This window comes from Marinomonas sp. CT5, from assembly GCF_018336975.1.
In the GTDB taxonomy this organism is placed as follows: Bacteria; Pseudomonadota; Gammaproteobacteria; order Pseudomonadales; family Marinomonadaceae; genus Marinomonas.
Genome location: NZ_CP025572.1, coordinates 4,132,290 through 4,144,067 on the forward strand (window position 1 = coordinate 4,132,290; position 11,778 = coordinate 4,144,067).

The following is an 11,778-nucleotide window of genomic DNA, read 5'->3' on the forward strand; positions in this document are numbered from 1 at the left end:
GACGAAATAATTGGTAACTTTTGAGTTCATCCAATTTAACCATTTCTCGAAAGCAGAATATTAGGAGCGAATTAAATAACGAACCAGCAAAATAAAATCACCCTAAGAGGTCGTTTTTTTTATTACTAAGAAGGAAAAGACTATGGAGCTATAAATTTTATAGGGGCTTAGATAGATATTTTATTGCTTCTCTCTTTCAACAAGATTCATAACAATGTTTTTCGAAATAAAGAAAGAATAAGACTGGCTGAAAATGTCTTAACTATAAAATAAAAATAATAGTGAGAATGGCAATATGAATAATATAACGACTTCTAAGTTCATCCGTTTAGACCACCCCATTAAAGCGTTATTAAATTTAATGGTATCGAAGCGCAATAACGCCACAGAGAGGGTTACACGATGAAGATGAACGACAAATCTTATGTTCTTCCCAAAAAAGGATTGTTTTCCGGTACCCACCCTATTCTAGCGGTTGGTTCCGCCCTTCTAGTAATTGCATTTGTGTTGTTTACCGTACTGGACCCAACCGTTGCAAACGAAGTTTACAGTTCTGCTAATAACTTCATCTCGTCAAACTTAGATTGGTACTACATCGGTTTGATGAGCTTCTTTCTCTTTTTTGCTGTCTGGATTAGCTTCAGTAAATACGGAGATATTCGCTTAGGAAAAGACTCAGATCGACCAGAATTCAGTAACTATGCTTGGTTTTCAATGCTGTTTAGTGCGGGGATTGGTATTGGTATTCTCTTTTGGAGTATCGCTGAGCCTATTTATTACTTCCAAGGCAACCCTTTTATTACGGATGCCCAAGTTGGCACAGTTGCCGCCGCGCAAGTTGCAATGCGAGTGGCTATCTTCCATTGGGGACTTCATGGCTGGGCATTATTTGCCGTAATTGGTTTGGCCCTAGCTTATTTTTCTTATAGAAAAGGACTACCTCTTTCTATTCGCTCTAGTTTACACCCTATTTTTGGCGATCGAATCTATGGTCCAATCGGCCACGCTGCCGATTTACTCGCCGTATTCGGTACCGTATTTGGTATTGCAACCTCACTAGGCTTGGGGGCACAGCAGATGAATGCTGGCCTGTCTTATTTGTTTGGTTTCGAGATCTCGACTGCAAATCAAATAACCCTCATCGCTATCTTGTCTGTGATTGCAACAGGTTCCGTTTTAACTGGCTTGAATAAAGGTATCAAGATTTTAAGTGAGTGGAATATGCACTTAACGATCGTGATCCTTTTACTCTTTATTGTCTTTGGGCCAACAGTTTATGTACTCGGCGCGTTTGTGACTAACCTAGGTGACTATATTACCAACGTCGTTGGATTGGGTTTTTGGGTTGATCCAGATCCTGAACGTCAATGGCAAAGCTGGTGGACTATTTTCTACTGGGGTTGGTGGATTGCTTGGGCGCCTTTCTGCGGTATCTTCATCGCACGTATCTCTAAAGGCCGTACCATTCGTGAATTCGTCTTCGGGGTGCTCATTGCTCCAACATTATTGGCAGCATTCTGGATTTCGATTTTTGGTAACACCGCGATGTTTGTTGAATTGTTTGGCGCAGGTGGTATCACAGAAGCCGTAAATGCCGACACCACTATGGCGTTGTTCACAACCATTGAAAGTATGAACGCCGGTAACATTGTAACCATCATTATTTCGAGTCTATGTACCGTGATGTTGGTGACCTACTTTGTAACGTCAGCAGACTCCGCCACTCTAGTAATTTGTACCATTGTGTCTTTCGGTGATGAGCATCCACCTGCAAAATTCCGAGTCTTTTGGGGCGCGGCTATTGGTGCTGTGGCAGCCGTCCTACTATACGCCGGTGGATTAAAAGCCTTGCAAACAGCGTCCATTGTCGCCGCATTGCCTTTCTCTTTCATCGTCATAATGGCGACTTATGGGTTGATGAAATCTCTAAGGGAAGAATTCCAAGACAAGCCATCCAAAAAACTCAAACCAGCTACTGAACATACTTAGCCAGTAGGATAAAAACAGCGATTTGAGACCGATGAACAATACGTTTCAAATCGCTAAAACCTAGTCACAGACTCAATCAATTTTGTTAAAACACTTAACACTAGGAGACGACATGTCTACTCAGATTATTCTTCCACGCATGTTACAAGTCGGCAAAGATGCCAGCCATGCTACGCCATCAATCCTAGAAAGTCTGGACTGCCGTAGCCCACTCATCATCACAGATAAGATGATGGTGCAACTGGGTTATGCCGATAAAGTTCAGGCCGTTCTTGCTGAAAAAGGCATCAAGGCTGATATCTTTGACGACACTTTACCCGAACCAACCGTCGCGTCGATTCAAGCGGGAGTTGAGAAAATTCAACAAGGCGATTACGACAGTATCATTGCATTAGGCGGTGGTAGCCCAATAGACAGCGCAAAAGCCATTAGTATTTTGGGTAAATTTGGCGGCGAAATGCGTGATTACAAATTCCCTCGTGTTGTTACCGAATCGGGGCTACCTATCATTGCGATCCCGACGACAGCAGGGACAGGCTCTGAGGTCACAAAAGTCACCATCATTACGGATGAAAAAACTGACGAAAAAATGCTCTGCATGGGTGTGGGCTTTATGCCGATAGCGGCATTAGTCGATTTCAACTTAACCTTGTCCCTGCCAGCAAGAACCACGGCGGACACAGGAATCGATGCGTTAACTCATGCCATGGAAGCTTACGTCAGTAAAAAAGCAAGCCTTTACAGTGACACACAAGCATTAGAAGCCATGCGCCTTATTGCACCAAACCTGCGTCGTGTCTATCACAACGGTTCAGATGAAGCGGCACGTGAATCTATGATGTTGGGTTCTACCCTCGCGGGTGTCGCCTTCTCTAACGCCTCTGTTGCCCTAGTTCACGGTATGAGTCGACCTATCGGTGCCGCTTTTCATGTTCCACATGGTTTATCCAACGCTATGTTATTGCCTACCGTAACAGAGTACTCCATTCCCGCCGCTCCTGAGCGTTATGCGGATTGCGCGCGAGCCATGGGTATTGCTTCCAATCAAGACAGTGATGACAGTGCAAATGCCAAACTCATTGAAGAATTAAAAGCACTTAATGAAGAATTGAAAGTCCCCACTCCAGAAGAGTTTGGTATTGAAAAAGACCACTTCATGGGGCTTTTAAACACAATGGCAGAACAAGCATTAGCGTCCGGCTCTCCAAATAACAACCCACGAGTTCCCAGTGCCGATGAAGTGATTGAGCTCTATAAAAAGCTATGGGACTAAATAAGCCAATATAAAAACATCAATAGTTAAACGTTAATCATAGGAAAAATAAAAATGAACACAGTTGGACAGCTAATTAACGGCAACATCGTCATCGAAGGCACTCGCCAGCAAGATATATTCAATCCTTCTACTGGTGAGGTAAGTAAACAAGTCGATTTGGCTTCTAAAAAAACAGTAGAAGAAGCCATTGCGGTGGCACAAGCCGCCTACCCTGCATGGCGCAATACACCACCGATTAAACGTGCTCGTATCATGTTTAACTTCAAAGCCCTGCTAGAAAAACACGCTGATACCATCTGTAAAATGATTGGCGAAGAGCATGGTAAAATCACTCATGATGCGGCGGGCGAACTACAACGTGGTATTGAAAACGTAGAATACGCGTGTGGCGCACCTGAACTTTTAAAAGGCGAGCACAGTAAAAATGTCGGCCCAAACATCGACTCATGGAGTGAATTTCAGCCTATCGGTGTTGTTGCAGGTATCACACCATTTAACTTCCCAGCTATGGTGCCTTTATGGATGTTCCCAATGGCTTTGGTATGTGGCAACTGCTTTATTCTTAAGCCTTCTGAGCGTGACCCAAGCTCCACCTTGTTTATTGCGCAACTATTAAAAGAAGCAGGCCTTCCAGATGGCGTGATGAATGTGGTGAACGGTGACAAAGAAGCCGTTGATACACTGTTGAATGATGACCGCATTAAAGCCGTCAGTTTCGTTGGCTCGACTCCGATTGCGGAATACATTTACACCACAGCGAATGCCAACGGCAAACGCTGCCAAGCCCTAGGTGGCGCAAAAAACCACGCCATCGTGATGCCTGATGCGGATATGGACAATGCCGTGAACCAACTGGTTGGCGCGGCCTTTGGTTCCTCTGGCGAACGCTGTATGGCGCTTTCTGTTGCGGTGACGGTTGGCGATGCCGCAGGAGACGCACTTGCCGAAAAGATGCAAGCCGCGATGCAATCACTGAATGTGGGCCCTTACTCTGATGCGAGCAATGATTTTGGTCCTGTTATCACCAAAGCTCATCAAGAAAAAGTCCTTGGTTACATCAATAGCGCAGAACAACAAGGTGCGAAAATCGTTGTAGATGGACGTAACGTCGAAATAAAAGGCTATGAAAACGGCTTCTTTGTTGGTGCGACATTAATCGATAACGTTCGTCCTGATATGGTTAGCTACCAAGAAGAGATTTTTGGCCCTGTTTTGCAAATTGTTCGAGTGAACACAATGCAAGAAGCCATGGACCTGATCGATGCTCATGAGTACGGTAACGGCACGTGTATCTTCACTCGTGATGGGGAAGCCGCACGCTACTTCTCTGATAACATCCAAGTGGGCATGGTGGGCATAAACGTTCCACTGCCAGTGCCTGTGGCTTACCACAGTTTTGGTGGTTGGAAACGCTCACTTTTCGGTGACCTACATGCTTATGGCCCAGATGGCGTTCGTTTTTACACCAAACGTAAAACCGTGACTCAGCGCTGGCCTTCTGCAGGCGTACGAGAAGGTGTGGAATTTTCTATGCCAACCATGAAATAACCAGTAGCGTTTAATAAAAAAGGAGGTTAACACTCGTTAACCTCCTTTTTTCTATAGCTTTTTTTTGAAAAACAGTTATTTTGGCACTCAATAAATATAAAAACTTGTACCACCGACAAACCTACTCACTCTGGGCAATGTTTCAAACATTTTGAGATCGGATTGTGGCAGATAGATAGCCAATGTTGGCACTTTTGTTGAGATAGAAAACATGAAAAAAAGATTACCCCCACTCAACTGGCTTCGCTCCTTTGAAGCTTCAGCCCGTCACCTAAACTTCACTCAAGCGGCCAATGAGCTCAACCTCACCCAAGCAGCTATTAGCCAACAAGTGAAAAGCCTAGAATCTCAATTGGGCACTTCATTGTTTAAACGCTTACCAAGAGGTTTAGCCTTAACCGATGCAGGATTAGCCTATGTTCCAGCGATTCATGAATCCATTAATCGCTTATCTGCCGTAACAAATGAGTTATTTGGTCAAGGACCCAGTAAACAAGTCACTATCCGCGTCAGTTTGGTCTTTTTTACCACTTGGCTTGCCCCAAAGTTGCCACTTTTTTATGAGCAACATCCAGACATTCGCATATGCTTTACCAGCAATATATGGCAAGACGGAGCAGAAAAAGAACGTGAAACCGACTTAAACATTCGCTATGGCCGTGGCATATGGTCCGATGTGAAAGCCGAGCGACTGACTTGGGACGAACTCTTTCCTGTTTGCAGCCCCAGCTTAATACAAGGTTACTCAGAGCAACCACACACCGACATGCTGTCAGAACATAGACTGTTGCATGTATTAGGGTATGAAGAAGGTTGGGGCTATTGGCTGAATCAAACCGGCACTGAACACAAAGACAATGGTTTAGGCATCCAGTTTGACACCCTCATTTCGGCACTAGAAATGGCAAAACTGGGACAAGGCTTCGCGATTGGCCGAACGTCACTGGTATCTGAAATGTTGAAAGAAGGCAGCCTAATTGAACCCTTTACACAAAGAGTCGAAACATCAGAAGCCTTTTTTCTGACCCATCAAGCACAAAAATACTTGCACCCAAATGCAGAAATATTCAAACAATGGCTATTGGAAATGGCACAAGCGCAACGCGCCTAAGCCAGTGAGAAATGCACTATGACAAACTTAGACCAGTTTGTCATAGTCAGACGAATCAGCAGAAAAAAGACTTAAAAAACAAAAGCGACCAAGGCTTGCAGCACAATAAAAGACATCACACCCGCCAAAATATCATCCAGCATAATACCGAAGCCGCCATGAATATTCTTATCAACCCAAGAGATTGGCCAAGGTTTCAAGATATCGAAGAGGCGAAACAATACAAAGCCCAGCACGATATAAAACCAACCGGCAGGTGCCAGCCACATGGTGATCCAAAACCCTACAAACTCATCCCAAACGATACCAGCATGATCATGCACCCCCATGTCTTTGGAGGTTTTACCACACAAATACACTCCCAGTAACGAAGTCACCACCAGCACAATGAAGTACGCTGTCGCGGTTAAATCTTGTAGAAACCAAATAAACAAAGGTACAGCCGCCAATGTACCAAAGGTTCCGGGCGCTTTTGGTGCAGCACCAGAGCCAAGGCCAAATGCCAAAAAATGTATCGGATTACGCCATACCGACGCTGGGGCAGAATTCACCATGAAACTATTACCTTTAAAATTAAAATCTAAACATACTTTGTGAGCGCAATAGTCGCCCCTAAAAATGTTGCCAGCCTATTATTTCGCCATCATAACCTTGGATACTAAAACCTTCTGCAACAATTTCCCCGACCTTGGTGCAAGGTAAACTCAAAGTTTGGGTAATTAACGCTATTTCTGCGGCTTGCGCCTTCGGAGCGGCAAAACATAACTCGTAGTCGTCACCGCCAGTTAACGCCAGAGCCACAGCAGACTCAGGTTGCCATCGCAATAACTCAGCGGAAATAGGAAGACGGCTGGCATCGATATGGGCACCCACACCAGACGCTTTTAGTATATGTTGGACATCTTGGGCAAGACCATCTGAAATATCCATCATGGCATGCACCACACGCTTCAATGCCATCCCAGCGATCAGCCTTGGCTGTGGGCGCCAAAAACGATCGTAGAAATAATCAAATCGCTCACTGGAAACTTGCAACTCACCGGTAACGATAGGTACGGCGGCAGCGGCATCGCCCAGTAATCCCGTCACGTATATATCATCACCGACTTTAGCCCCGCTGCGCTTCACGGCCATATCGGGTTCCACATAACCGTGCACTTGCAGTGTAATGGTTAACGGCCCTTTGGTCGTATCGCCGCCCACTAACGCCAAACCAATGGGTTCCGCCAGTTCTGCCATACCTTGTGCTAGACCAGCCAACCATTGCGGATCAGAATGTGGAATCGTTAAACCCAAGGTAAAAAAAGCAGGCTTTGCCCCCATGGCAGCCAAATCACTCACACAGCTGGCCACCGCGCGATAACCGATATCTACCGGGTCCGCATCGAAAGGAAAATGCCGCCCTTCGACCAAGGTATCCATAGAAAACACCAAACTCTGACCTTGTGGCACTTGCACCTGAGCACAATCATCGCCAATACCTAATAAAAGATCGCTACGCCCTTGCGTACCCGCCATCACAGACGCTTGAAAGATGTTTTGTATCAACTCGAATTCTTTCAAAAAAGATCCTTTCAAACTCGATTAAAAAACCAACCAAGGCATTCGCCCAGTAAATAAAGGTAAGCTTATTTACTGGCACAGAGGATACCGTATTGTCGGCAAGATGTCAGAAACAAAAAGGGCAGATCGTCTAATACAACCTGCCCTTTTAAGAAAAATTCAGTCTTAATACCCAGCGTTAACCATCTGCTCGCTTAGTACGTGTTTTAGGTGTTGGAATCACTTCTAGGTAGAAGGTTTTCCAATGTTGGCTTTGCGCCGAGCTAATATTCATATTGATATCACCTTCGTGGATCGCTCTTGCTTTATCTGCCGTTTGACCAAACTTGCAGCTAAATCCCCAAAAATCCGCCCCCTCGGGTAACACTTTATTGCGCTCGGCTTTAATGTATTGCTTAACTTCGTTTTTCGCTTCTTCAATCAGGCGCTGGTATGGTTTTTTGGGGTGAGATAAAACAAAGTTCTTTTTCATTATGATCCTAGACCTATTGGTGAGCTTACATAGCCACCTTAATACCGCGCATGATAACGGGTTCCCAAGTAAGCAGCCATCAATATAACGAAACAAAGCATTCTTTTTATGCTCCAGCCAAGGCAAATCTAAAGACATAAAAAAGCCCCGTTATTAACCAGTAATAACGGGGCTCTTAGGTATCTTTTCGTAATAGGTACTATTACTTGTTTGATTCTTTATTCGCTTCTCGTCGAGCAGCGATTTCTTCGCGGCGTACACGCTGCGCTAATTTGTCCATAATACCATTTACGTATTTATGGCTTTCTGTCGCGCCGAAGCCTTTTGCCAACTCAACACTTTCGTTGATCGCAACACGGTATGGCACATCCAAACGTTGTGACAGTTCAAATGCCCCAATACGCATAACTGCTAATTCGATAGGGTCTAGTTCGCTCAAAGGACGATCTAGTAACTCTTCAAACAATACGTCCAGTTTTTTAGCACTGGCCGTTACGCCTTGAAGTAATTCGCGGAAGTAGATTTTGTCACAAGAATCCATTTCTTGATCTTGGTTCATCACGAATTGAGTTTCGATCTCACTAACCGCAGTTTGGTTCATCTGCCATTGGTAGACCGCTTGTAATGCCAAACGACGTGAAGCACTGCGCAATTGCGAACGTGAAGGCTTTTTATCCTTACGTTTTGGTGCTGGAGTTTGATCGTTTGTTGTTTCCACTTCGCTCATTTTTTGCCTCAATTGTCCAGACTACGCCGCCTTGTGGGCTGACGCTTTTGTCTGTTTGAAAGTACCCTTGGTTGTTAAAGAGCTATTAAACACTGCATTTAGACAGCGTCTGAGTCATATCGACCAAAGGTACGAATATATGGGTTGTCTTGGGCGGCGATTATAGCAACATTTATTCTAGGTTTCTCGGCAAAGTTAGCGAAATATCTGCAAGAAAAAACAATTTTCAGAAATTCCGCAAAAAAAGCCTGAAAAAGCAATGACTCAGGCCTTAGCTAGTCGTCAAAACCATCTTCAAAATCTTCGTCTAGGTATTTTGGCACATACACCAAACGCACATCTTGTCCAACTTGACGAACCGATTTGAGCGTTAGATCAACCGCTTCATTCATTGTATCTAAAGGCAATTTGAATAACGGCCGAGCATTGGAGCCCAACAGTTTTGGCGCCATGTAAACCACGATTTCGTCGATCAAACCCGCTTCCAAAAAACCACCAGCCAGTTCCGCGCCTGCTTCTAACAAGACTTCATTAATGCCCGCGTCGGCAAGCTGTTCCATGGCATCCAACAAATCCAGTCGGCCATCTTCACCACGAGGTGCAAAGCGCACGGTGACGCCTTTTTTTGCCAGTACGTCGAGATGCTCATCTTCCACTTCGTCTTCAACTGAAAAGACCCAAGCTTGATTGGTTGGATAAAGAATTTTGGCTTCAGGAAGAATCGACAAGGCCGTATCCATAATAACGCGAATCGGCTGACGAACACTTTTCGGATCGGCTTCTTGATCATCGTTATCAATACGCACTGTCATGCTGGGATTATCCGCCAAAACCGAACCAATACCCGTCACTATCGCATCGCTTTGGGCACGTAAACGCTGAACATCAAGACGTGCCGCGGAGTCAGTGATCCATTGACTTTCGCCTGACTCCATCGCCGTGCGGCCGTCCATACTCATGGCCAGTTTCACTCGCACATAAGGAAGGCCTTCACGCATGCGTTTAATAAAACCAGGATTAAGCGCTTCGCAGTCGTCTTCTAACACAGGACCAATAACTTCAATGCCCGCTTTTTTGATTTTGGCCAGACCATTTCCAGACACTTCAGGGTTGGGATCCTGCATGCCATAAACTACCCGCGCCACACCGGCTTTGATCAAGGCGTCAGCACAAGGCGGGGTTTTGCCTTGGTGACTGCATGGCTCCAAAGTCACATACGCCGTAGCACCAACGGCATCTTGTTTTGCGTCTGCTAGCGCATTGACTTCCGCGTGCCCTTCTCCAGCTTTAACATGAAAGCCTTGACCGATAATTTGCTGATCTTTGACCAAGACACATCCAACACGAGGGTTAGGATGCGTGGTGTAACGGCCTTTCTTTGCTAATTGAATAGCTTTTGCCATCCAATGCTCATGGTTATAAGCAGTCATATTTCGTCTTCTTTTTTAGGTTCTGGGTCCGTGGCATGACTTTCTAGGCGATCAATCGCCTCACGGAATTCACTGATGTCTTTAAAACTTCGGTATACAGAGGCAAAACGCACATAAGCCACTTGATCAAGGCGCTGTAACTCATCCATCACGGCTTCACCTGTCCAGCGAGATGGCAATTCACGTTCGCCAGTCGCTTGCATTTTTTCTTTGATTCGACTGATTGCGGTTTCTACCGCTTCAATACTAACGGGACGCTTTTCAATCGCTTTGATAATGCCGTTGCGCAATTTGTCTTCATCAAAGACCTCTCTACTGCCATCGCTTTTGATCAGTTTTGGCATTTGTAATTCGGCCACTTCAAAAGTAGTAAAGCGCTCTTGGCAATGAATACAGGTACGACGGCGACGAACTTGTGCGCCTTCGGAAACCAATCGAGAGTCCACAACTTTAGTATCTTGAGTTCCACAAAAAGGGCATCGCATGGTGCTTCCAATATCGCTAATTTGGTGTAAGAATGCCTGTCACTAGGCCATCGCATGATGAGTGGAATAATATCAACCCCGCCATAATATAGCTACCAAGCGACGATGTGCGCTTTTATCATTCTTCTAATTTAGAAAATGAATGACTTTATAAGGATTTATATGCCATTCGCAGAATTATCAGGCTTGGTTGCGGCCTTATGTTGGACCATTTCAAGTTTAATGGCGCCAAACCTAATCCAACGTTTTGGCACTATGCGCTTCAACACCTTCCGCATTGTGATTGCCAGTACAATTCTATTAGCGATTTGCGTAATCGGCCAACGCTTTAACTCGGCTTTATGGCAGCATACTGAAATAGTCATGATCTCAGGTCTGTTAGGGATTTTTATCGGTGACACCATGCTATTCACAGCAGTGCATCGTCTTGGCCCTCGACGCACAGGGGTTCTCTTTGCCACCAATGCACCTATGTCGATTCTATTAGGTTGGTTGTTTTTAGGAGAAAATCTGTCATTCCATCAACTTTTTGCCTGCGCTTTGGTATTAATCGGCGTGGTTATTGCCATTCTTTTTGGTCGTAAAACTAACCTTCATGCTTGGGAGCAAACCAAAGGTAAGCTAAGCGTTGGGATTCTTCTCGCCCTCGGAGCGGCACTGGGTCAAGCCAGTGGTGCCTTACTCAGCAAACCTGCGTTAATCGATGGAGCAGACCCTATTGCGGTATCCGCTTTACGTGTGGGTACTGGCGCACTTGCGCTGGTTTTGGCTTACAGTTTGTACTATCGACACAAACAGCCTAGCGATGCCATTCCATTTACTCAGCTCACACGTTTTGACTTCATGGGCATTGCAGCCCTTGCCACCATTGGCATGGTGATTGGTATGAGCGTTTTAGTCTGGGGTGTGGGCAACGCCAACGTTGGGATTGTCACCACCCTATCAGCGGTTGTGCCTGTGTTAATTTTACCCGGTTTGTGGATCACCACCGGCCAACGTCCCGCATTTGGCGCTTGGCTTGGGGCTATTTTCGTTGTAACCGGTGCGGCTTTGATTATTCTGAAATAGCCTTGCCTGTGCTATCCTTAGCCCACTCATTGCATTTGGCTCTCCATCGACTTGGCGACGTTTTTTTAACAAGCCCATGGAGCGTTTTAACGAAATGTATTCACGACGT

At 45.3% G+C, this 11,778-nt stretch carries 11 protein-coding genes; 5 read left to right on the forward strand and 6 right to left on the reverse strand.

Annotated features, from left to right (window positions below):
• The first annotated feature begins 408 nt into the window (after nt 1-408).
• From C0J08_RS19680 to C0J08_RS19695, 4 genes are all read left to right on the forward strand, one after another.
• The gene (locus tag C0J08_RS19680) at nt 409-1,989 is read left to right on the forward strand and encodes a BCCT family transporter (protein ID WP_212656361.1); all 1,581 of its coding nucleotides are present in this window, start codon (nt 409-411) and stop codon (nt 1,987-1,989) included.
• Nucleotides 1,990-2,101: 112 nt separating this feature from the next.
• On the forward strand, nt 2,102-3,262 hold the full coding sequence (locus C0J08_RS19685) for an iron-containing alcohol dehydrogenase (RefSeq protein WP_212653590.1): 1,161 nt from the start codon (nt 2,102-2,104) through the stop codon (nt 3,260-3,262).
• Between the two features lie 54 nt (nt 3,263-3,316).
• The gene (locus C0J08_RS19690) at nt 3,317-4,813 is read left to right on the forward strand and encodes a CoA-acylating methylmalonate-semialdehyde dehydrogenase (RefSeq protein ID WP_212653591.1); all 1,497 of its coding nucleotides are present in this window, start codon (nt 3,317-3,319) and stop codon (nt 4,811-4,813) included.
• A 211-nt stretch (nt 4,814-5,024) separates the two neighbouring features.
• Nucleotides 5,025-5,924 (forward strand): LysR substrate-binding domain-containing protein, encoded by a 900-nt coding sequence (locus C0J08_RS19695; protein ID WP_212653592.1) that lies wholly within the window; start codon nt 5,025-5,027, stop codon nt 5,922-5,924.
• A gap of 71 nt (nt 5,925-5,995) precedes the next feature.
• Here the strand turns inward: C0J08_RS19695 and C0J08_RS19700 are convergent, their stop codons facing one another.
• From C0J08_RS19700 to nrdR, 6 genes are all read right to left on the reverse strand, one after another.
• Nucleotides 5,996-6,478, reverse strand: a complete 483-nt coding sequence (locus C0J08_RS19700) for a phosphatidylglycerophosphatase A family protein (protein WP_212653593.1) — start codon at nt 6,476-6,478, stop codon at nt 5,996-5,998.
• Nucleotides 6,479-6,536: 58 nt separating this feature from the next.
• A complete protein-coding gene (gene thiL / locus C0J08_RS19705; protein WP_212653594.1) occupies nt 6,537-7,487 on the reverse strand; it encodes a thiamine-phosphate kinase in 951 nt (316 codons plus the stop codon).
• A 178-nt stretch (nt 7,488-7,665) separates the two neighbouring features.
• A complete protein-coding gene (locus tag C0J08_RS19710) occupies nt 7,666-7,959 on the reverse strand; it encodes a DUF6172 family protein (RefSeq protein ID WP_212653595.1) in 294 nt (97 codons plus the stop codon).
• A 202-nt stretch (nt 7,960-8,161) separates the two neighbouring features.
• The gene (gene nusB, locus C0J08_RS19715; RefSeq protein WP_212653596.1) at nt 8,162-8,686 is read right to left on the reverse strand and encodes a transcription antitermination factor NusB; all 525 of its coding nucleotides are present in this window, start codon (nt 8,684-8,686) and stop codon (nt 8,162-8,164) included.
• 275 nt (nt 8,687-8,961) lie between these two features.
• The gene (gene ribD / locus C0J08_RS19720; RefSeq protein WP_212653597.1) at nt 8,962-10,116 is read right to left on the reverse strand and encodes a bifunctional diaminohydroxyphosphoribosylaminopyrimidine deaminase/5-amino-6-(5-phosphoribosylamino)uracil reductase RibD; all 1,155 of its coding nucleotides are present in this window, start codon (nt 10,114-10,116) and stop codon (nt 8,962-8,964) included.
• A complete protein-coding gene (gene nrdR, locus C0J08_RS19725; RefSeq protein ID WP_212653598.1) occupies nt 10,113-10,601 on the reverse strand; it encodes a transcriptional regulator NrdR in 489 nt (162 codons plus the stop codon). Before nrdR ends, ribD begins: the two co-directional genes overlap by 4 nt.
• A 162-nt stretch (nt 10,602-10,763) precedes the next feature.
• On the opposite strand from nrdR, the gene C0J08_RS19730 reads away from it, so the two are divergent.
• Entirely contained in the window at nt 10,764-11,669 is a 906-nt protein-coding gene (locus C0J08_RS19730) for a DMT family transporter (protein ID WP_212653599.1), read from the forward strand.
• Nucleotides 11,670-11,778 lie beyond the last annotated feature (109 nt).